This is a genomic window from Amphritea sp. 1_MG-2023 (genome assembly GCF_030547545.1).
In the GTDB taxonomy this organism is placed as follows: Bacteria; Pseudomonadota; Gammaproteobacteria; order Pseudomonadales; family Balneatricaceae; genus Amphritea.
In genome coordinates, this window is record NZ_JAUOQE010000040.1 from 1 (window position 1) to 22,343 (window position 22,343).

19 protein-coding genes are annotated in these 22,343 nt (G+C 47.8%); 13 read left to right on the plus strand and 6 right to left on the minus strand.

From position 1 onward, the window contains the following. On the plus strand, window positions 1-408 hold a 408-nt coding region (locus tag Q4488_RS16610), incomplete at its 5' end, for a hypothetical protein (protein WP_303581606.1). A gap of 70 nt (window positions 409-478) precedes the next feature. On the opposite strand, the gene Q4488_RS16615 is transcribed toward Q4488_RS16610, so the two are convergent. Next, window positions 479-1,459 (minus strand): WD40 repeat domain-containing protein, encoded by a 981-nt coding sequence (locus Q4488_RS16615; protein ID WP_303581607.1) that lies wholly within the window; start codon window positions 1,457-1,459, stop codon window positions 479-481. 78 nt (window positions 1,460-1,537) lie between these two features. Beyond that, the gene (rsd, locus tag Q4488_RS16620; RefSeq protein WP_303581608.1) at window positions 1,538-2,020 is read right to left on the minus strand and encodes a sigma D regulator; all 483 of its coding nucleotides are present in this window, start codon (window positions 2,018-2,020) and stop codon (window positions 1,538-1,540) included. A gap of 323 nt (window positions 2,021-2,343) precedes the next feature. Between rsd and Q4488_RS16625 the strand changes: the two genes are divergently transcribed. After that, complete coding sequence (locus tag Q4488_RS16625) at window positions 2,344-2,742, plus strand: flagellar basal body-associated protein FliL (RefSeq protein WP_303581609.1); 399 nt, start codon at window positions 2,344-2,346, stop codon at window positions 2,740-2,742. A 120-nt stretch (window positions 2,743-2,862) separates the two neighbouring features. Here Q4488_RS16625 and gshA read toward each other — a convergent pair whose 3' ends face one another. Together gshA and pyk are read right to left on the minus strand one after the other, a co-directional pair. Next, entirely contained in the window at window positions 2,863-4,428 is a 1,566-nt protein-coding gene (gene gshA, locus Q4488_RS16630) for a glutamate--cysteine ligase (RefSeq protein WP_303581610.1), read from the minus strand. 424 nt (window positions 4,429-4,852) lie between these two features. Beyond that, a complete protein-coding gene (pyk, locus tag Q4488_RS16635) occupies window positions 4,853-6,292 on the minus strand; it encodes a pyruvate kinase (protein ID WP_303581611.1) in 1,440 nt (479 codons plus the stop codon). A 268-nt stretch (window positions 6,293-6,560) separates the two neighbouring features. Here pyk and Q4488_RS16640 point away from each other — a divergent pair, with 268 nt between their 5' ends. Beyond that, complete coding sequence (locus Q4488_RS16640) at window positions 6,561-6,698, plus strand: hypothetical protein (RefSeq protein ID WP_303581612.1); 138 nt, start codon at window positions 6,561-6,563, stop codon at window positions 6,696-6,698. A gap of 165 nt (window positions 6,699-6,863) precedes the next feature. On the opposite strand, the gene Q4488_RS16645 is transcribed toward Q4488_RS16640, so the two are convergent. Then, window positions 6,864-8,459, minus strand: coding sequence for a methyl-accepting chemotaxis protein (locus Q4488_RS16645; protein WP_303581613.1), 1,596 nt, complete (start codon window positions 8,457-8,459; stop codon window positions 6,864-6,866). A gap of 577 nt (window positions 8,460-9,036) precedes the next feature. Between Q4488_RS16645 and Q4488_RS16650 the strand changes: the two genes are divergently transcribed. From Q4488_RS16650 to Q4488_RS16685, 8 genes are all read left to right on the plus strand, one after another. Continuing rightward, on the plus strand, window positions 9,037-10,413 hold the full coding sequence (locus Q4488_RS16650; RefSeq protein WP_303581614.1) for a sigma-54 dependent transcriptional regulator: 1,377 nt from the start codon (window positions 9,037-9,039) through the stop codon (window positions 10,411-10,413). A 308-nt stretch (window positions 10,414-10,721) separates the two neighbouring features. Further along, window positions 10,722-11,081, plus strand: a complete 360-nt coding sequence (locus tag Q4488_RS16655) for a hypothetical protein (RefSeq protein ID WP_303581615.1) — start codon at window positions 10,722-10,724, stop codon at window positions 11,079-11,081. Continuing rightward, complete coding sequence (locus Q4488_RS16660) at window positions 11,078-11,707, plus strand: hypothetical protein (protein WP_303581616.1); 630 nt, start codon at window positions 11,078-11,080, stop codon at window positions 11,705-11,707. Before Q4488_RS16655 ends, Q4488_RS16660 begins: the two co-directional genes overlap by 4 nt. A gap of 51 nt (window positions 11,708-11,758) precedes the next feature. After that, a complete protein-coding gene (locus Q4488_RS16665) occupies window positions 11,759-12,967 on the plus strand; it encodes a hypothetical protein (protein WP_303581617.1) in 1,209 nt (402 codons plus the stop codon). A gap of 79 nt (window positions 12,968-13,046) precedes the next feature. Continuing rightward, window positions 13,047-13,772 (plus strand): C39 family peptidase, encoded by a 726-nt coding sequence (locus Q4488_RS16670; protein WP_303581618.1) that lies wholly within the window; start codon window positions 13,047-13,049, stop codon window positions 13,770-13,772. A 21-nt stretch (window positions 13,773-13,793) separates the two neighbouring features. Then, window positions 13,794-14,600 (plus strand): hypothetical protein, encoded by an 807-nt coding sequence (locus tag Q4488_RS16675; protein ID WP_303581619.1) that lies wholly within the window; start codon window positions 13,794-13,796, stop codon window positions 14,598-14,600. A gap of 153 nt (window positions 14,601-14,753) precedes the next feature. Beyond that, complete coding sequence (locus Q4488_RS16680; protein ID WP_303581620.1) at window positions 14,754-15,998, plus strand: transporter; 1,245 nt, start codon at window positions 14,754-14,756, stop codon at window positions 15,996-15,998. 93 nt (window positions 15,999-16,091) lie between these two features. Next, on the plus strand, window positions 16,092-16,616 hold the full coding sequence (locus Q4488_RS16685) for a hypothetical protein (protein ID WP_303581621.1): 525 nt from the start codon (window positions 16,092-16,094) through the stop codon (window positions 16,614-16,616). Between the two features lie 35 nt (window positions 16,617-16,651). On the opposite strand, the gene ilvA is transcribed toward Q4488_RS16685, so the two are convergent. Further along, window positions 16,652-18,169: a threonine ammonia-lyase, biosynthetic gene (gene ilvA, locus Q4488_RS16690; RefSeq protein ID WP_303581622.1), complete on the minus strand. Its 1,518-nt coding sequence runs from the start codon at window positions 18,167-18,169 to the stop codon at window positions 16,652-16,654. A gap of 157 nt (window positions 18,170-18,326) precedes the next feature. On the opposite strand from ilvA, the gene rpiA reads away from it, so the two are divergent. Then, a complete protein-coding gene (gene rpiA / locus Q4488_RS16695) occupies window positions 18,327-18,998 on the plus strand; it encodes a ribose-5-phosphate isomerase RpiA (RefSeq protein WP_303581623.1) in 672 nt (223 codons plus the stop codon). 443 nt (window positions 18,999-19,441) lie between these two features. After that, window positions 19,442-22,324, plus strand: a complete 2,883-nt coding sequence (locus tag Q4488_RS16700) for a DUF748 domain-containing protein (RefSeq protein WP_303581624.1) — start codon at window positions 19,442-19,444, stop codon at window positions 22,322-22,324. The last annotated feature ends 19 nt before the right edge of the window (window positions 22,325-22,343 follow it).

Here is a 22,343-nt window from a genome sequence, read left to right on the forward strand (position 1 = left end):
GATTCAGGAAATGATGATTCAGGAAATGATGATTCAGGAAATGATGATTCAGGAAATGATGATTCAGGAAATGATGAAGGCAATAATGAAGAGCCCGAAGCGGATACTGAATCCGATTATAGTCTAATCATTAGTGGTAGTGTCTCAATATCAGGTAAGAGTAATGGCGTGCAATTTCAAGGTGTGTCTGGTAGCGGTAACTACTCTGTTTCATGTACCACCACGTCTAGTAGTTATGCGTGTTACGTCGGTGTAATCGATGCAGGGGATACTTGGAGTGGCGACATTACGGTGTCGACGAATAAAGTCGTCTGTAGTCCATCGGGTGGATCACAAGAATACACATCTATCGACGCTGATCAATCGCTGAATATTGTTTTGGCTAAGACTTCCGGCAACTGTCCGTAAGTAAGGCTTTACAGCATAGCTGACACCCGCGAGCCGATGTGTCAGCGAGACTTTTATCTAATGCGTATGGCTATCTAAGCTCGTTGATGATGCCGTTCGAGCCGATGGCATAATAGATGCTATCGCCAAAACCAACAGCATAGACGCCGGCGCTGGTGGGGCCGTAGATATCACGTTTTTGAATCGTCCAACTGCGTAGCATTTCGCCACTCTGAGTGTCCCATAACTGCACCGAGCCCGAAGCGGTACCGGTGAGTAGTTGCCGGTTATCCGGCGAAAAGCGGGCTGAAATAAAACTCAGGCGTCTGCCAAAAAGGTCTTGGTTATCCGAGAGTGTGTGTCTGACTGTGCCATCGAGGGTGCTCCAGATGACCGCCTTATCGAGCGTGCCAGAACTAAAGGCTAGCTGTTGATTCGGTGAGAGTGCAACGGTATCCACAATGTTGCCGAATTTAAGGCTGTGGATAACTTGATTGGTTTGCATATCCCAGAGTTGAGCATTATAGGCATCGTCACCGGTCAATGCGATTAAGGCATCATCGCTCAGGTCGACCGATTTAACGCGGGCATCATGACGAAAGGTCTGCATAACCCCGCCATGTTTGATATCAAAATAAACCGCCGTATGGTTTGCCAAGCCCAATAGTGCGTAGTTGCCGTTGGCTGAGAGATCCATGGCTAGAATCTCGGCGGGAGAACTCCAGAAACCTTCCGGCTGCCCGTTACTGAGGTTCCAAAGTACGAGCTCTTGTTGTTCTGCGGTGGCTGCGTAAAGTTCGTCAGGCGAGAACGCGCTGACGCTAATCAGGCTATAGTCGCCGGCTTTATGATTCCAGTTATACAGCCGTTCATGTTGAGTGACATTCCATAGACTGCCGCCATGATTAAATGAACCGATAGCGGCATAGGTTGATTGCGGGGATAGCGTGGCTGAATAGGTTCCCTTCAGTGAGTATTCAACGTACTTAGCGGGCTCATCGCTGTTACTGCAACCTGTCAGTAAGGTGGCGAGCAGAAGGGGGTAACCCACAGCGCGAAACCTGTTAATCATAAAGTGTTCCTATTGCGACGCTCAGCTTGACGATAAGCCCAAGCCCTTGCTTTAAGTGCGCGCTTATCGCTGTCAGGGTTATACCTTCGTTTCAGAAAACACTCGTTCACGATAGGCAATATGGAGAATCTCAATCATATTATCCTCAAGCGAAAAGCGTTCTTCAAGCGCCTCTCCGAGGGCCGATAATTGACAGGTTAGCTCATACATATCTTTTAGCGTTTGGCCTTCAAAGTTGGAATAAATATCATTGAAGTCGAGCGCCGCATCGGTGCTATCCTGAATTTTAGGGAACAGCGCTTGCGCTTTCTCAAGGCTACCATCATTAAACTCACTACCCTGCTTTAATAGCTGTTCGTAGACTTCAAAATGGCCTGAAGAGATATAGTCCATCATCTGTTGACAGAATTCTTGAATCTTATCATTCAGCGTATTTTGAATATTTTGTTGAGGTAGAGACACAAAAAAGCTAATTAACTTCTGACGTTCTTCGAGCCAGTTATCAATAATGTCGCTTACACCTCCCCAACGTTCTTGGGCATTACGGCATTTTTCTAGCATAGCAGGCCTCCTTTTGTGTTCAGCACTTGCTGTCAGCGTGCTCCAATACTAATCCTATCATTGGCAGGGTGGCAATAGCCGAATGCTTTTCAAGCGTCGATACGCAATCTAGGCGCTACAACGCTGATATTTTTTGCTAAAAATGATACAACAGGTGAATCGATAGCGGTGCTTGGTTATTTGACTAACGCGATGATCGACGGCTAGTTAACAAGGAGGTCTCTTATTGTTAAGAATCTCTTATCTTGCGAACGATATGATTTTGATTCATGGTGATCAGATACCGTAGTTGGTATCTGACTCTCAGAGAGGGAAGTTTAAGCATGCTGAAACGTTTTTTGTTGATATTGTTTTTAGGCTCGATGTTACCGTCAGCATGGGCGGCAGATGAGCCTTTGGCAGACGACTATGTCAACTATATTGAATTGAAGCCGTTTGTGGCTAATTTTGTTAGCCCGGGTACGTTACGGTTTTTGAAGTGTGAGATAACGATTCAGGTCACTAGCCCTCAGGCGCATCACGCAGTTAATTATCATAAGGCTGAATTACGCCATGAAATTTTGATGCTGTTAAGCTCGAAAGAGGCGGAGCAGTTAAAAACAGTAGATAAACAGCATATTCTGGCACAGGAAGCGTTGGCAAAAGTTCAACAGGTATTGTTGTTCGAAGAGGGCGAAGCGTATGTTGCTGATCTCTTCTTTACTAGCTTTGTGTTGCAATAAACGCACTGAATATAGTGAATCGCTTCACGTATTTTATGATGGTTTTAAGTCGGCTTTTCGGCCATAAACAAAACAGCCCTGCGTTTATCACAGGGCTGTTTATCGTTTCAAGGCTTGCTGTTACTGTGCGAGATAGTTCGCTAAGTAGGTATCAAAATCGGTCGTGTCACTCGCTTCAATTTGTTGTTGTTCTGCAGTAGAACTGAGGCTCAGTGAATCAAAGTGCAGCTGTTGTTCTGTCTCCAGGCCAATACGTGAGATGGTATCTCTGTGCTGACGGCTTTGTTGCAGAATGAATGCTTGATAGCCCAGCCCAGTGCTTTTCATCTGCTGCAGAATTTGCGCCGATGGTGTTAAGTGTGGATCATCCAATTTGGCTTGTTGCGCGGCAACGGCCGCGGAATAGCGAGAGTCTCCGGCTACTTGATCTAACAGCTGAGCGGTTTTTTCAATGTCGGTCAGAATTAGCTGACCCCACTCGGGCACACTGATAGACTGATTATCCTTAGTCAGCATCAATCCTGGTTCTCTGCCTCGATTAACCACGAGGCTGTTGTTACGATTGATAAGCTCGCATTCGTGAGCGTCAATATCGCGCGGATCTGACAATAAGCAGGTTACCAAAAACGCATCTAGAAAATCCGCCTGCTGTTGATCAATACCAACGGGCAGTAGTGGGTTGATATCTGTATTACGTACTTCAATATATTCCACCCCTCGTTCGAGTAATGCATGCACCGGTTTTTCGCCGGATAGCGCAACCCGTTTAGGACGTATATCGCTGTAATATTCATTCTCGATTTGGAGAATATTGCTATTGAGCTGTCGATAACCTTGAGGCGTTTTGACGCCGAGATTTTCGTAAGGCGGATAAGTGGTGTTGATCGCCTGAGTGAGACTTTGAATATAGCTGTCGAGATGATTAAAGCAGATGTTTAGAGCGGATTGCGCTTTATTGGAATAGCCCAGATCGCTCATTCTTAGCGAGGTTGCATAGGGGCGATACAGGGTATCTTTATCCCACTGCTCAAGATCATGTTCACGGTTCTGCATAAAGCTAGACGATAGCGCGGGCGAGGCGCCAAATAGGTAAAGCAATAGCCAGGAAGAGCGGCGAAAGTTGCGAATCAGTGTGAAATAGCTGTCCGAACGGAATGCTTGCAGATCTTTTTGACTGCCCTGAAGTTCGCGTAACACTGGCCAGAGTGTTTCGGGTAGTGAAAAATTGTAGTGAATGCCGGCGATCGTTTGCATCATTTTGCCATAACGATATTGCAGCCCCACGCGATAAATATACTTCAGGTGGCCAACATTGGAGTCGCCGAACCGAGCGATCTGAATCGCATCTTCACTGTCAATTTGACAGGGCATGCTGGCATCCCAAAGCTCTTCATCGCCCAAGTGTTGGTAGGTATAACAATGAAGTTGCTGCAAAAATTGTAACGCATCAGCCGCCTTGGGTAAGGCGGGGGTAATGAATTCTAGCAGCGCTTCTGAATAATCGGTTGTGATATTGCTGTGAGTCAGCGCAGAACCGAGCGAGGCGGGGTGTCCCTTCTGGCTAATTGATCCTTGAGAGTCAACCCGTAGGCCTTCCTTCTCAATGCCATGAAGGATGCCGTCAAGCGCCAGAATCTGACCCTTTTCTATGATTAATTGCAGATTCTGTTCCAGTGCCTTTGACACAGCATGGTTCCTTATAGCGGGAAAAAAGAGCGCTATTATAGCGCAGCTATCGCTAAACATAACCCCGTAATAAAGCGGGGTTTTCTAGCGATAAAAAAGGCCTGTTAGGGAAGGTGCGAATAAGTCAATTACGCCTCTGGCTGACAGAGAAGCTGGAGATCAAGGCAACAGTTACAGGCATACTGGTTGTCCATCGAAAAATGTTAACGCTGAGATCCTGCTTCTCTGAAAGCCCCGAAGGGCGGACATTAGAATGGTCATCTACTTTGTCAGCCAGCTTGAAAAGGTCCAGACATTTCGCTGCACTGGCTTTCGCGTATCAGGCCATTCTAATGTCCGCAGAGAACATAACGGACTTATTCGCACCTTCCTTAGATGATGCTAAGAGGCCTTGGATATGAGGCTATGTACGCCAATCTGTGGTTTAGGGTACCTGCAATACTTGCATGGAATTGGTGCCGCTACCGCTACCGATCACCGCGCCTCGAGTCAGCAGGATAAGATCGCCGCTGTTGAGTAGCTGTTTGCTTTTAAGTGTTTCTAATACTTGATTATTAAGTACGTCGTTGTTGATGCCAGTGGCATCAAACAGCATCGGCTGAACACCTCGGAATAGCGTCATGCGTCGCATGGAGCGTTCATTGCGGGTGAGGGCATAGATAGGTACGCCGGAACGGATGCGAGACATCCAGCGAGGAGTGGAGCCTGATTCGGTGAGACAGACAATCGCTTTAACCCCCACAAGGTGATTGGCGGTATACATCGCCGAACGAGCGATGGTTTCATCGAAATGTTCACAACGCTGTGAGATGCTAGTCGGTGCAGGGCGAGATAGTTGATGCTTTTCAGCCCCTAGACAGATCTTGGTCATCGCTTCGACAACTTCCACCGGATAGTCACCGGCGGCCGTTTCCGCCGATAGCATAACCGCATCGGTGCCATCCAAAATAGCATTGGCAACATCGAACACCTCGGCACGTGTCGGCATTGGATTCTGAATCATGGTTTCCATCATCTGCGTGGCCGTGATGACGACTCGATTTAGTTCGCGCGCACGATTGATCAAGTGCTTCTGTACGCCGATCAATTCGGCATCGCCGATCTCTACCCCTAGGTCTCCCCGAGCAACCATCACGCCGTCACAGGCGAGAATGATATCGTCGAGTGCTTCAGCTGAGCTAACAGTTTCGGCACGCTCGACCTTGGCGATAATCTCTGCGGTACAGCCGGCCGCATCGAGTAACTGTCGAGCTTCATGTAGGTCGGCGGCATTGCGAGGAAAAGAGACGGCGACGTAATCCATATCGATATCGGCGGCGACTAAAATATCTTGCTTATCCTTGGTGGTGAGTGCGGCCGCGGATAGGCCGCCCCCTTGCCGGTTAATCCCTTTATTATTCGATAGCGGACCACCGATAATGACTTGGCAGTTGATGCGGGTGTCTTGAACATCGAGTACTTTAAACTGTACGCGTCCATCATCGAGTAATAGAACATCGCCGGGGCGGCTATCTTCGGGTAATGCTTTATAGTCGATCCCCACCTGCGTCTGATCGCCTGCGTGAGTGTCTAGGGCGGAATCGAGGGCAAAAAGATCGCCGACCGCGAGCTTGATTTTCATATCATCTTTAAAGCGCGCGATACGAATTTTAGGGCCTTGCAGATCACCGAGAATAGCGACAGGAATGGCGAGTTTATTCGAGATTTCACGTACTTCATTGGCTCGGCGGCGGTGATCATCGGCGCTACCGTGAGAGAAGTTGAGGCGTACAATATTGACGCCGGCACGGATGATCTGCTCAAGCACGCCGGGCTTATCGGTTGAAGGGCCTAAAGTAGCAACAATTTTGGTACGTTTTAACATGATTTAGATATCCGGTAGACGGTAGGGGTTTACCTGTTAGAGCTTTGCTCTGTGTTATCTCTTGCAAGATAAGCGGGCGATAACTGTATTTCAAGCGATGAGCTAAGGATTTTTTTCTTTTTCAATGATCGCCATGCCAACTATTATCTTGTAGTTATTTTACAGGATGTTTTTTTTGAGGCTGTATTCTAACGCTATTTAGCGATATTTGTTAGTTTAAATTTATATTTTGTAGCAATATTACAGAATATTGGACGGTTAACAGCCGATGCCGAGTGTTATTGTTGTCATCGATATCGGTAAGATTATCACAGTGTCACTGTTGCATGATGGGGTGCGAACGTTGCCGGACATCGTAACTGAGGCGTATGCTCTTGAAGTCAAGCAGGTGTTGGCTCTAGAGTGAAGGGCATTTGCCTGACATGCAATATTTGAAGGGCATGATTCAGCATGTTGCCAATATGCCGTTAGCTGTTCTTATTCGGGCTGAAGCGGGGTTAGGTAAACCGCTGAATATTCAACGGCAGCATTAAGCTGCCGCTTTGTTTGAGTGATTGTCGCGCCCTAGCGATCAGAGTTTGAATTGTTGGGCGCGTTTCTCGAGTTCATCGGCGAGTTTACTGATTTGCGTCGAGATGGCCGATAGACGCAGTACGCGTTCTTTAGCTTGATCGCTACCTGCATTAATCTCATTTACGGCCCCCTCGATCTCTAGCGTGGCGATACCGCTTTGTTTCACGGAGTCGGAAATGCTGTGATTCGTTTCAGCAATGGCTTCCATCTCTTTTTGAATATTAAAGAGTACCTCCGATGTTTCCTGTACTTCTTTAACATTCGATTCGGTTTCGGCGCTAGCTTGACCCATGACCTCGGCGGCTCCTTTCGCGTTTTGTTGCAGTGAACCGATAATATTGTTGATCTCGACGGTGGCATTTTGAGTGCGTAATGAGAGCGTACGTACTTCATCAGCCACTACCGCAAAGCCGCGTCCCTGTTCCCCTGCACGAGCGGCTTCGATCGCGGCATTGAGGGCCAGTAAGTTGGTCTGCTCGGCAATATCTTGAATCACGCTCAGCACGGCATCGATGTTATAGCTTTGTTGTTCTAGCTGCACGATCACATCGGTGGCATGGTTAATCTGTTGTTGTAGCGATTCAATTTTTTTCACCGTGCCTGAGGTTATGTCGACGCCGTTACGCGTTTCTTGTAGGGCTTTATCAGACGCCTTGATGGTGACATCGGCGGTGGCTGAAACATTCTGAGTAGCACCGTCCATTGCCATCATCGCGTTAGTCACGGCTTCCGCACGACTGATCTGTTTGGCGGTACCGGCGTTAGCCAGTTCCGATACATCACTGATCTGTTGGCTGCATTGGCCGAGCATTTCAATCGAATGAACAACATGGCGGATACTGTCGTGGAAGGTTCTTAGCATGCTATTGAATGAGGCGGACATCTGACCGATTTCGTCATTCGAGCTAATTTCCAATTGCTGAGTTAAGTCGGCGTTTTGTTCGATATTGCGGATGGTCTGATTCATGGTGTTGATGGGTTTAATGACGATACGATGAATCATCCAGCCGACCAAGAATAAGGCGGCGATAAATAGGCCGAGTTCAACTAAGGCAATATTACGAATATTGGTAAAAATATGCTGGTCAATTTTGTCGAAGCTATAGGTCACTCGCACCGCACCAAGAATGGTGCCCTCTTCAACGGGGTGACAGGTAAGACAGTTGGTGCCTTTATAATTAGAACTAGCGCGCATCGGGCGAACCACCGTCATGCGGTGGCCCTCTTCATCGTCCAGTTCAACCGCGATGCTTTCTCCGTTCATGGCTCGCTTATCTAGGTCATCCTGAATATATGAATCGGGTGTGCCCTCGCCATACATAGCCGCCACGGGCTCACCGCGAATAATGCGTGCCTCGGTCAACTCTGGGTTGCTGAGAATCTTGGCTTGAAGTGTTTGCCGGTTGGCCATCGCGCCGCTCAGCATCATGATATTAATACTGTCAAAGTAGGCGTCGGCGGTATTTTGAGTGTTTTTTAGGGCGATATCAGAAGAAAGATTGGTCTCACTTCGATATATAACCGATATGGAGGAGGCCAGTACGATTAAAAAAACAAATGCTAGGCTGAGGTTTACTTTTGTTTGAATCGGCATGTTTTATTATCCGAGTGGTTATCGTCATCTGATTGGCCCCTAATATACCTTGATGTGATCAGTGGAGCGATAATCTGTGTCAGCATTTTGAGTACTAATCTGTCTTGTTTGTGTTACTTAGGGCCATCAATCAGGATGATCAACACAGGCATCTGTATGCTGACGCTGCCTGGACTTAATCTATTTGTGACAGGAAGGATTACCGGCAAGCATCTGGTCTGGGTTATTAAGGCTTGTCTGCCGTGGTTATACTTGCTGTTAATGCGCATTAATTATGTAGCGAAAATATCGTTATTTTTTCGGAATATATCGATCATTTGAAAGGTTATTGAGGTGCCTATGCAGACGTTACCTATTGTCTAGAAAGAGAATTTATTGTTTTTCAAGGTCGCTGATAACGGCCTTTTTTGTATGAATTTTTCTCCGATTACCCCTAAATTACTGACTTTGAGTCTCATGGCTTGTTTTCATGAACTATATTTTGAATTAGAGGGAACGATCAAAGGAAGCAGCGTCATCTGACGTTAAAGGCTTTATAAGAAGGAGATAAGGGTTACCTTTTAGAGGGGAAGTACAGGTGAGTACTCAGCAAATGGAGTCTCGGTTACGGCCGGTTTTATATATCATAATTCAAAATAATAAAGATGCAGAACAGGTAATATCCATTCCTGGGTGGGATGTAAAAGAAGTTAGGAGTATTGAAAGTGCACAAGCTTGCATTGCTACGCAGCAATACGATGTTGGCCTGATTCAGCTGGAAGAGACGAGCGGAAAAATGCTTCAGGCCATGGAGACATTGATCACTCAGCATCGAGCGATAGAATGGGTCGTTTTGACCAATGAGGCGTGCTTACAGCAGACGCCTTTCTGTAAGTTTATTCGTGAAACCTGCTATGACTACGTGACGTTGCCGCTAAGTGATTCAGAATATACTCGGTTACTCTTTACGTTGGGACATGCTTACGGCATGGCTCGGCTGACGCAAGATGACGGTGAGTCGACTGACGATGAATATGAAATGGTGGGCTGTAGTCCGTCGATGATGAAGCTGTTTGGCGCGATTAGACGAGTGGCGAGTGTCGATGCTTCGGTTTTAATTTGTGGCGAAAGTGGCACGGGAAAGGAGCTGATCGCACATGCTATCCATGAGCGTTCTAGTCGAGCCTCAATGCCTTTTGTCGCGGTCAACTGTGGCGCTATTCCAGAGAACCTCATTCAGTCTGAACTGTTTGGCTATGAAAAAGGCGCGTTTACCGGTGCGAATAAGCAGAAACTAGGTCAGATTGAGGTTGCTTCTGGAGGCACGCTTTTTTTAGATGAGGTGGGTGATCTGCCATACGATATGCAAGTGAATCTACTACGTTTTTTGCAGGAGCAGGTGATTCAGCGGCTCGGCGGTAATGAAGAGATATGTGTGGATGTTCGAGTGTTAGCGGCGACCAATATTGACCTTGATGCTGCGGTTAAACAGGGGCGGTTTCGCGAGGACCTTCTGTATCGCTTAAATGTTTTGCAGCTTTCGCCTCCGGCGCTACGTGATAGGGAGGGTGATATTGAGGTGATGGCACGTTTCTTCTTTGACCGTTTTGTCTCAGAAGGTCAGGCGCGGCTTAAAGGGTTTTCTCAACAGGCTTTGTTAGCGATGCAGCAATATAGCTGGCCTGGTAATGTCAGGGAACTTATTAATCGGGTGCGTCGTGCGATTGTTATGTGTGATGGGCGCCTTATCACGCCGGAAGACTTAGGGTTAGCTGATGGGGTGGCGACTGAGGTTATTACATCCTTAGAGGATGCTAGAGAGCTGGCGGAGAAAGAGGCGATTACTCATGCGGTACAGTATTGTCGTCATAATATGACTCAGTCGGCGAAGTTGTTGGGGGTTTCCCGTGTAACGTTGTATCGAATGATGGAAAAATATTCACTTGGGCTATCGATGGAGACATCGGTCAAGTAAGTGACGGGTTCGTTTTAAAACCGCCAGTGGCGGTTTTTTTTTGCGCCTAAATCGTTGTTCGTTAAGCGTTTTTAGCGACTGTTTCCGTAGAGTTACATGTTTGTTTTTGTTCTTAAGTATTTGATTATAAAGTTTTTTATTGTATTTGCTTGTTTGGCTGTAACATCGCTGCAACAGTGATGTTTTTTTTTGTGGCCTTCGGTGCATCGGCTGACTCAAAAACTATTTTAGTAACAAGAAGATAACATTTTTGGCCCTGTAATTGCTGTATTGGAAGTGACAGTAATCTATTTCAACAGGTGATCAGCATGATCAAATGTCTTCTACAGACCCTCAAGATAAAAGTAATGGCAAGTGCTTTGCTGTTACTGATAGGGCTGTGGCAGTCACCTGTAGCAATAGCTGATCAACCGAAAGGTGCTCTTCTGGCGACGTTTGCAAATGATATGCATGTTGTTTTATTTGCAGCCGAGCAGGAAGAGCTTTCAGAGAGTCAGCTTAGCAATATTCGCGGCACCGGAGTTAATGTCGCGATGCCCGATCCACAGATCGATTTAAGTGTGATTCTTTGGGATGAATGCGATGTCAAGAAGGGAACTCGTTATACCTCAGGTTATGACAATTCAGTTGTAACCGTTGAAGTCTATTTGGGAGGGACGTTGAAATGAAACGTGCTCTCTATGTTCGAACTGTAAATTGCTTATTGATGCTACTGATGGCGACCAGTGTGGCTGCCGAAACGCCGTTAGCGGCAAAGCAATTTGAAGGCAGTAATCAGGCAGTGATTAGTGACTTTGCGCTTGAGGGAAGTCGTGGCGTTATCGGTGTCAATATTGTCGCCGGCGATGCTAATGCTCAATTAAATGCGCGTGCGCTTGCCGTCAGTATTGGCCAGGGGGTGGGTGCCAGTGCAAGGATCAAAGTGTCACAACATGTTGGCTTTCCCAGTGGGGGGGCTGATTCAGCAGTCAGTTTGATTGAAGGCGACTCATTTTCGAATGCGTCAGGCCTTATATCTGTCAACCATGCGAGTGGTTCCGGTAATGCTCAACTTAATGATGTCGCTATTGGGTTTGCGCTTGGCGGGGTGGCGGTGACTGAAAGTGAGTTAAATCTCACGGTAACCGGCCAGCCTGTCGCGCTTTCTGAGAACTCTAGCACGATGCAACACCGTGAGGTGTCGATTGGAGAGGGAGCATTTAATGGTAGCAGCGGTTTAGTGCAGATTAATCAACTGGCCGGTTCAGGTAATGCAACACGTAATAGTTTTGGTCTCAGCGTTTCGCTGGACTAAAAAAATGACTATCGGATATTCCCGATAAGAATAAAAACAAGGAGAAGGACCATGAAACACGTATTTAAATTAGCTCCTCTTGCCGTCGCAGTGGCTGCGTTCAGTTTTACCGGTATCGCTTCGGCAGTTGATAATGGTGATGGCCCGCGTCATCACATGAAAGAGGGCGCAAAGCTAAGTAAAATGGTGAGTGTTCAAAAACATGTTAAGTATGCTGGTGAGGTTGCTATTGACGGCAATATCACGGTTGACTCGTTGGGCATGGCGGTGATTGATCAGAAGCAGAGCAGTGATGACAACACCACCGGGAATGATCGAGTCGATAATAACGCGACGGTCGATGGTAATGCGCTAAACGGTTCGTCAGGTAATATCGGTGTCAACGTCAGTGCTGGGGATAATAACGTACAAAGTAATGCGACCGCGTTAGCGGCGGCAGATGAGAGTTTTGTCTTTGGTTCTGCCGATGCTGAAATCTTTGTTGATCAGCAGGCGAGTAATAATACCGCTACTAATGTGGGGACTATCAATAATGCTACGTTTGCTAGCAATGCCCTGCAAGACGCTCGAGGCAATATCGGCGTTAACATTGCCGCGGGTAGTAGCAACGTACAAGCCAACTCGTTTGCCGCTTCAGTGGCGTCAGGCTCCATGGGTGAAGCAACCGTTGCGGTGGATCAGCACACTCAAGGTAATAACACAGCTAACATGCCTGAGGAAACCTTCGAAGTGGCGACTACTCGTTTCAGTGTCGGAGGCAGGCTGAGTGGTAGTTATAATGGCCGTAGTACCTCGGGTAGTTATAACGGCACCAATTTTGGCGCTGGCTATGCTGGTACATCTACGCAGAGCAATGATGTCTATCCCGAAGTTTGGGACGGTTCTCCTCATGGACAGGGAGGGACTTTGGTCGGTCATATCGACTATGACAATCAAGGAGCCGATCCCGGCAAGTTCGAGTTTGATGAGTCAGGCAGAATCGGCCGTTCAAGTGAAAGTGGTGCGCTGCGCTTTACTGAAGCGGGTAATCAGGCTCTGGCTGGTACATTGACTGGCTCGGCTCAATATATTATTTCTCGTTATGTGCGGCATGAGAATAATGCTTCGCTGGGTGATAATGTGCTGCGGGGTGGTAAGGGTAATATCGGTGTCAATATCACCGCCGGTACCAGTAACCTTCAGAACAATAGCTTAGCGATGACGAAGGTCAATGCGTTGGCCGTGTCGGATACACCTGAAACTCCAACAACGCCTGAATAACCATCATTCCATGACCAATAAACGAAGTCGGGCTGATCATTCAGCCTGACTTCCGGTTTGGAGACGCAGGTATATTGTTATGGCGATACAGCTTTTGTTTGTCAAAATCACTTATTCGATAAAACTAGCCTTAACCTTAGTGCTGGTTTTTTGTGCTAATTCCTCCCTACTAGCGGCTCAAATTGAGCTGGCTAATGTCTTACCGGGTAGCTTTGGTTTAAGTAAACCGGTGGTGAGTATGCGTGAACAGCGCTATCAAAACCTAGTCAGACAGCAGACTGATTTTAGTTGTGGTGCCGCCGCTTTAGCGACGGTGCTGCGCTATGGTTATGGGTTGCGGGTTACAGAAGAGGATATGCTGGACGGTCTATTTGCCGTCAGTGATATTAATAAGGTTCGCGAACAGGGATTTTCACTGTTAAATATAAAACACTATTTGGAGCGAGTAGGTATGCGTGGCCGGGGTTATAAAGTAGAACCGGATACGTTGCTGACGATTAAAATTCCAACCATCGTTTTACTGGATCTTAAAGGTTATAAGCACTTTGTGGTTTTGAAAAAAACCGAACAAGATTTAGTGTATCTGGCGGATCCCGCATTAGGTAATAAGATCATGCCTAAAGAGGATTTCTTAACGAGTTGGAATGGCATTGTATTTGCTGTTATTGGCAGAGGGTTTGATAAAACGTCAGTACTCATGAGTCCTCGACCTCAACTAACCGCCCGTACCTTAAGTAATACATTTGCTCCCTTAAGTGATGCGCAGCTACTGGAATTCGGCTTTCGGCATTCAGAGCTGTTTTAACTTCTCAGTGGGGGAAAGGCAATGAACATTTTTCAAGGTAATTATCCTATCGCTATGCTGGTGGGGGTGGCGTCGGTAACCATCATTGCGGCACCGATTGTTCAGGCTGACAGCGTTACGGCTAGAGCCTATGGTTTACAGGGCGCGGCAGTCAGTGATCAGGAATTGGCTTCGATACGGGGGCGCTTTGTCGATGGACGCAGCGTAACCTATTTTGGCGTGAGCATGATGACCGATTGGTATTTGAATAGCGGCAAGCACCTGGGTATGGAGATGCAGGTTAATTTCGATCTGTCTCGTAATCGTTATCAACCGACGATGACCATGTACCGCCGCCAAGATATAGGTGCGCAGGTATCCGCAGGTCAGGGAAATGAGTCACTGGGGAATGTGTCTAGTGGTGGGGCGTTCGAGAACGTCTCCGGTGTAGTGCAGAATATTCAGGTGGCTGGCGACAGTAATACCGTCGAAAACGGTGTGGGATGGAATGTCAGTGATCGGCCGGCTATTCAGGATACGACGGGGTTAGTCAAAGTGGATAATGGCGCTACGCAAACGTATTTGACTGCAGATGGCGTGAGTACACAAGTAGCGGCTGGCGCTAACGGCGTGGGTTATCGGTTAGATGTACCCAATGTCGGGCGAGTGACTCAACAGATCAATCGAAGTCAGTTGACTGGCGGGCATATTTTACAAAGCACGCAATTGGGTAGCGATCTGAATCAGATTTTAAACCGCATCGGATTGACGGTTACCTTAGGTCCTGCGGCTGCCGGTGTACGCTCACAAAACTTCAATCGGACGATGAGAAGCCTTCGCGGGCTCTAACAACATCGCAGATATTAAATAATCTGCTATGTTTTTAAGGGTTACCTACGCAGGGAGGAATGATGTGAACAGGCCTTTCGAGCAACAATCGGCCTTGTTTACGCCTTTCTTAGAGTACTCCCAGCTTTAATGAAAGCTTATAGGAAGAGTGAAATGATGAATCGATCTCAAATGTTGGGGCGCTCTGGCGTTACGGTGAGTTTATTAGCATTAGCGATAAGTCAGGTAGCATACGCCGCTGAAGCCGCGACCGCGAGTGAAGCGGAGCAGCTTAAATTCGAAATACAGCAACTGAAGTTAATTAATGAGAAACAAGCAGAAACACTAAAAAAAATGGAGCGACGGCTCTCTGTTGTTGAGCAGGGAGGTTCGGTGTCAGTTACCGCTGCCCAGCCAAAGACCGCCGCGAGTACTGAGGTGATTAAAGAGGCGGCCCCTAGTGCCAGCGTTGATAACATGATGGAGCAAGAGCATGCCTTATTTAATAACGATCTGACCTTAGAATTTGGCATGAACTACAGCCACTATGATCGCAAAGAGTTGGTATTAGAGGGGTTCTTGGCATTGGATGCGATTTTCCTCGGGGATATTTCGGTGGATGATGTCTCGGCGGATATCTTCACTTTTGATATGACCGGCCGCTATAACATCAATGATCATTGGCAGCTGGGTGTTAATATACCTTTGGTTTATCGGGAAACGACGTTTCAGCGCAATGTGAACAGCGTTGGTGCAGAGGCGACGGTCGATGAAGCGGCATTGGGTGATATTACCCTAACCTCGGCGTATAAACTCTTCCAAGAAACCGCTACTCGGCCCGATATCGTATGGAATTTGAGTATTAAAACACCTACGGGGAGTGATCCCTACGGTACGCCCACTATCACGAAGACAGTCAACAGAGTCGTTAATGGTAGTGTGACGAGTGATCAGGTGACATACCCAGAAGAGCTGCCGACCGGCAGTGGTTTGTGGAGTATCAGTAATAGCTTGTCCTTCGTGAAGACTACCGATCCGGCGATCCTTTTTGCCAATGTGGGTTATACCTATAATATTGCGGGTGGCTTTAACGATATTAGTTCGACGCAGGGTAATCAGCCGGGCGATGTGCGTCTCGGTGATTCAATCTTCTATGGATTGGGGATGGCGTTTGCGTTGAATGAACGTATGAGTACCAGTTTATCGTTATCGCAAAGGATCAGTCAGAAAAGTGAGACACGCTTGAAAGGCGAAAGCTGGGAAGAGATTTTTGGTAGTGATGGTAATGCCGCCACCTTCAATGTCGGTGTAACTTATGCACTGAGTGATAATTTATCGATGTCGACCTCTTTAGGGCTAGGCTTAACACCTGATGCGCCTGATTATTCTTTAGGTATTAAGTTTCCTTATCGTTTTTAATTGAGTAAATATCCGAGCGATACGTTGCTCGGATATTCTTAATGCAAGGGTAATCCATTATAATCTGCAGCCTGTTTCTAAATTGCTGATGGTATGCTTGTGTTGGGTTATCTTGCTGTTGTATGGGGTATTGTTGGTATTACCTTTATCTTTGGTAATGCCATTGTCCGAATCGGAACGATAGGCTTTGATACGTTCGCCTTTTCATTAAATTGGTATCACTGGGTAGCGCTGCTGGTCAGTGTGCTGTTTATGGGGTTTGCGGAAGGCTATAGAGGTTTTCAACGGGCTTATTCGCCTCGGGTCGCTGCGCGACTTCTCTATCTACGAGACAATGTTACCCCAGTACGCTTAATATTCGCGCCGTTGTTTTGCATGGGTTTTTTTGATATCAGGCGAGCGCGTATGATTGCTACCTACTGTCTGTTATTGGGTATTCTTGTATTGATTCAGTTGGTGCATATGTTGGATCAACCTTGGCGTGGCATCATCGATCTCGGTGTTGTGGTGGGCTTGAGTTGGGGGTGTATTTCTATCGTCTTGTTTGTGTTGAAAGCCTTTATGTCAGAGACGTTTGAGTATTCACCAGAGATGCCCGAATTAAAAAACGCACCTTAATGAGGTGCGTTTTGGGTTTTGAGCTCAGCCAACGATTAGCCTAAGAATAATTTATACGCAGGATTATGGGTCTCTTCCCAATAGCTGTAGCCAATATCATCAAGAAAATCAGTCACCTGAGAACGCTCATCCTCTGGCACCTGTAGGCCAACTAATACACGACCGTAGGCGGCACCGTGATTACGATAATGGAACATCGAGATGTTCCAGCGACCTCCGAGTTTTTTCAGAAATTTCATCAGTGCACCGGGGCGTTCTGGAAACTCAAAGCGATAGAGAATCTCGTTGGTGACCGATGCAGGCGCATGCCCGCCAACCATATAACGTACATGCAGCTTTGCCATCTCGTTATCGGATATATCGATGACCTTGTAGGCTTCCGACTTTAATTCACTGAGAAGCTCGGCTCGCGCATCGGTTCCCGCTTGTAACTGCACGCCAACAAAAATCTGGGCATCGTTGTCGTTGGCATAACGGTAGTTGAATTCAGTGATATTGCGTTTACCTAGGGCAGCGCAGAATTCTTTGAAACTGCCGGGGCGTTCTGGAATTTTTACCGCGATAATCGCTTCACGGTTTTCACCCAGTTCGGAGCGTTCGGCAATATGACGTAGGCGATCAAAGTTAACGTTAGCGCCACTATCGATCGCAATCAGGGTTTGATCTTGGGCGGATTCGCGGGCGACATATTTCTTCAGACCCGCCACCGCAAGTGCACCTGCTGGTTCAGTAATCGAGCGAGTGTCTTCGAAGATGTCCTTGATGGCCGCGCAGATCTCATCCGTATTGACGGTGATGACTTCATCGACATATTGCTGACATAGCTCGAAAGTATTCTCGCCGATCTGTGCCACCGCCACGCCGTCAGCAAAGATGCCCACTTGAGGTAGGGTCACCCGTTCGCCCGCTTCGAGGGCTGCTTTGAGGCAGGCGGAATCTTCAGATTCAACGCCGATCACCTTCGTTTCAGGGCGCAGGTATTTAATATAAACCGCAATGCCCGCAATCAAGCCACCCCCGCCAACGGGGACAAAAACCGCATCGATTGGGCCGCTTTGCTGTCGTAGCAGTTCCATAGCGATAGTGCCTTGGCCGGCGATCACATCGACATCATCGTAAGGATGAACGTAGGTTAGTCCCTGTTCTTCGACCAGTTTAAAGGAGTGTTTGGAGGCTTCGTCAAAGGTTTCTCCGTGCAGAATCACCTTGCCGCCGCGTGCTTTAACACTATTAACCTTAATGTCTGGTGTTGTTTTGGGCATGACGATGGTGGCTTTGACGCCAAGGATTTTGGCCGACATCGCCAATCCTTGAGCGTGGTTACCAGCAGAGGCGGCAATCACGCCGCGTTGACGCTCTTCTTCCGTCAACTGAGACATCTTGTTATAAGCGCCTCGCAGTTTAAAGGAGAATACCGGTTGAAGGTCTTCGCGTTTTAGCAGGACTCGATTGCCGAGTCGGTTACTGAGGCTTATCGCCTCGTCTAATGGGGTTTCAATGGCGGCATCATAGACGCGGGCATCAAGAATTTTCTTTATATATCGGTGTGCCATGGGATGCTTTCAGTAGGTTGTTGCGGTCCGACAAGGGCGGCAGTGTGAATAAAGCCCTAAATGGTAATCCCTGAGGCTGTTTTCGTCTATAAGATATCACCTAAACTGCGTATAATATCCGCCAGTTATCGACATTTATGCGGGGTTTCACACAAATATGACACAGGACGAGATGAAGCTTGCGGTTGCTCAGGCGGCGGTTGCCTATATTCAGCCCAAACTAAGTAATGATTCGATTGTGGGAGTTGGCACGGGTTCTACGGCTAACTTCTTTATTGATGAGTTAGCGAAAATTAAGCATTTGTTTGCCGCGGCAGTGGCTAGCTCGGAAGCTACCGCTGAACGACTTAAACGTCATGGTATTGATGTCTATGATATGAATTCGGTCGATAAAATGGTGGTGTATGTCGATGGTGCCGATGAGTTTGATGGTCGTTTAAATTTAGTTAAAGGCGGCGGCGGAGCGCTGACGCGGGAAAAAATCGTGGCGGATGTTGCCACCGAATTCGTCTGTATTGTAGACGAAACCAAGAAAGTCGATCTACTCGGTGAGTTCCCTCTACCGGTAGAAGTGATTCCGATGGCTCGCTCTCAGGTGGCCCGTCGTTTGGTACAGCTTGACTGTATGCCGGTTTATCGTGACGGCTTTGTGACCGATAATGGCAATATCATTCTCGATTTGCATGGCCTTGAAATTGAACAGCCGGCCGCGTTGGAAGCCGAAATCAATAATATTGTTGGCGTGGTGACTAACGGGCTGTTTGCTCGTCGAGGCGCCGATGTGGTGTTGATGGGAACGCCAGACGGCGTTGTCACTATTAGCCATTAATGGCGAGACAATAAAAAAGGCCTTCAGAGATGAAGGCCTTTTTTATATCTCACCGAAACGGCTCGCAACCCTTTTAATGGCTTACAATACATGGCTCCAGCCAATAATCGCAGGCATACAGATCCACGCCAAAGCGCCAAGGTTGATCAGAATCCATGCTGGACCTGAGCTGTCACGGAAGTTTTCGTCATGGTTTGCCATGATTATTCACCCGTTATCATTAATAGAACTGTTATGAATCGAATCGTTTTGTGCCTTAAGGCATCTTATCTCGAAGATTCGGGCCGCAATTCTATCAGCAAGACAAAGATCTGGATAGGGGATATTGAGTTTAGCTAATCAGGCATCGCTATGTTCATCCTGTTGAATGCGCGGTTTTTCTTCAATAGCAGGTAAACTCCTAATATCATATTATCAAGTGTTGATTAACAGATGGGCCGATTATGAGTATCAAAGGTTTTGTGCGAGGTATCGCCATCACTGTCGTGGTGGTGTTTTTGTTGTTACACACGGGTCTTCAGGTGGGCAGGGATGCTGCTGTTCAGTGGTTGTTGGATCAGGGTGCGAGTGAGGCCAAAATTTACGCTGTATCGATTAACTGGTTTACTGGCAAGGTTAAGCTGTCTGGGGTGGTGGTGAAGACGCCCGATCAGCCAGACTTACGGCTCGACCGATTACAGATTGCTGTCGATTATCCCGCCTTATTGCAACAGCGCATTCTGATTAATGATGTAACACTGAATGGCGTAGCGCTTTATCTTCACGAACAAGCGAATGCCGAACCGCGACAGTTTGCAATCGGTCCGGTCGCACTGCCCGGGCCTGCCGCTGAACCTTCCGCAGAGGAGTCGACAGAAGCCTCGGCTTGGCAGTTTGGTTTAGCACAGGTGAGGGTGTCTGACTTTAGTTGGCAATCGCAACTGCAGGAAGGTAGCCATCAGTTGCATATCGATCATGCTGCGCTTGATACCTTTTATACCTGGCAGGAAGACGCCATTACTCACCTTGCCATTCAGGGCGCGATTAATGGTGCCGGCTTTAGTCTCGATACGGAAGCTCAGCCGTTGCCTAAAACCAAACGCTCTGAACTCCACCTTAAGCTGAGTCGGTTGCCCGTGCATTCCTTTACCGCGCCCTTCTTGCCGGAACTGCAGGCAACCCTGTCAACCGATCTTGTGTTAACGATAGTTGCCGATGACAATATCAGCATTATACAGAACGGTGAGATTCAGCTCGATGATGTCGCTTGGGTGACGAATGAGATGTCTGCAAGTCAGCGCTCACTTACTTGGAAAGGCAAGACAAACTTCGCTATGAGTGCAGGGAAGCCAGAATCAGTCACGTTGGATGGGCATCTCAATCTATCACGATTAGGCTTAACGGCCGCCGCAGCGCAGGTTAATTTGAGCGGCGGGCAGTGGCAGGGAAGTACAGCGCTCGATTTTACCGATACGGGGCTTAATAAGGTTGGGGTAACTGGGCAGGTTGATTTAACCGAGTTGGGTTTAACCGCCGAGGGAATGCAGGTTGAGCTCGATACGGCCGGTTGGCAGGGCAATACCGCAGTTAACTTTATGCCGACGGGAATGGATCAAGTCGATGTGACTGGAACGTTGAGGATGTCGGCACTGGAGATGGTAGCGGATGCTATCAATGTGCAGTTAGATAATGGCGGCTGGCAAGGTCGTAGTGTGATCGATTTCAATGCCTCGGGGGCTGATCAGGTGGCGCTGAATGGGCAGTTAAACGCCGCTCAACTACGTTATCAGATGCCAGAACGACTCGAGGCTCAGGTCAATGCTATCGATTGGCAGGGGGCTGTTGCTTTGATGTTGCAGCAACAGCCTGTGGCGATTCGCGGGGATGAGGGCGCATTGACGTTACAGGGCGTTGCCGTCAAAGCTTTAAAGGGAGATCAGGCGTTAGTGAATCTAGCACAAGCTCGGCTCAGTGGTATTGGTTTAGCGTTACCGGAAGAACTAACACTGACTGAACTGCTCGCGACGGGGCTTGAGCTATCTCCGCAGCCGGATGCAACGCTGGCGGCGTTAGATTTAAGTGTTACTGATGTTGATTTTTCGCTCGGTGAGCGTCTTGCGGTGGCGCGCATCGATTTACAAAATCTAAAGGTGAAAGAGCAACTGAGTGTCGCGAAGCAGCCTCAAAGTGTGGCGCGTTTTCAGGCGGGCTTAGCGACGCTATCCGCTGACAATGATAATGCCGCCAACGTCAACGCGTCGGCGACCGCTGCCGAACCGGCCCTGCGGGTAGAGGTAAACGAATTATTGGTTAGCGGCGATAGTCGGGTGATGTTTACCGATAACAGTACAAAACCCCCGTTTAGTACTGAGATGTTGATCGATAAAGCCCGCTTACAAGGGGTGGACAGTGGCAGTCAAAGCTCGGCGCAGTTTGAGTTGGCGTTGAGGTTGAATAATTTCACTACCTTTGATCTTAGCGGAGCAACGGATATGGCCGGTGGTGGCGAAAATGCGAACTGGGAAGGCGCCTTGAAGCAGTTGGATCTCCCCCGCTTAAGCCCCTACAGCATCGAATACACGGGCTACTATTTGCAAAACGGTCAGTTAGCGTTGCACAGCTCGGGGCAGCTGGATAGCGGTCAAATTAGCGGTAAAAATGAGATTAAGATACATCGCTTAGACGTGGAACCAGTTGATCAAGAGCAGATGGCTAAGTTCAGTAAGCAGCTTTCCATGCCCTTAGGCACCGCCATTTCGGTTTTGCAGGATAGCGATGACAATATTGATTTGGATATTCCGATCAGCGGTTCGTTAGATGATCCTAATTTTGGTTTTCAGAGCGTGGTGACACGACTCGCGGGTAAAGGCCTTAAAAAAGCCGCTTTTAGTATCCTTTTGAAATCATTGGAACCCTATGGCACCTTGATCAGTATGGCTGCTGGTGCGGTACAAGACGGCAGTTTTATTTCCCTCGATCCGGTCGTGTTTGCCCCAGGGGGTGCCGAACTAGATGACTATGCACAGGGCTATTTGACAAAAATAGAGTCACTGCTGACGGAACGCAAAGGGATGCGGCTGAATATCTGTGGTCAGGCGGTGCAGCAGGATCAAGTGCTGATTCGGGCTGAGCTGGAAGAGCAGAATAGTCAACGGAAAACGCCTTTTACGGTGGAAGAGTTACAGGTATTAGAACAGCAGCAACTCATCAATTTGGCGCAGCAGCGTTCAGACCTTATCAAGCAGCAGCTGACGGTTAATATTCCGGGAGAACGGCTGTTTAGCTGTTTCCCAGTACCCTCTTTGGATGATCCTCAGGCGAAACCCACCGCCACGCTGGGCCTTTAAGGTGGGCGTTGTTGCTGCT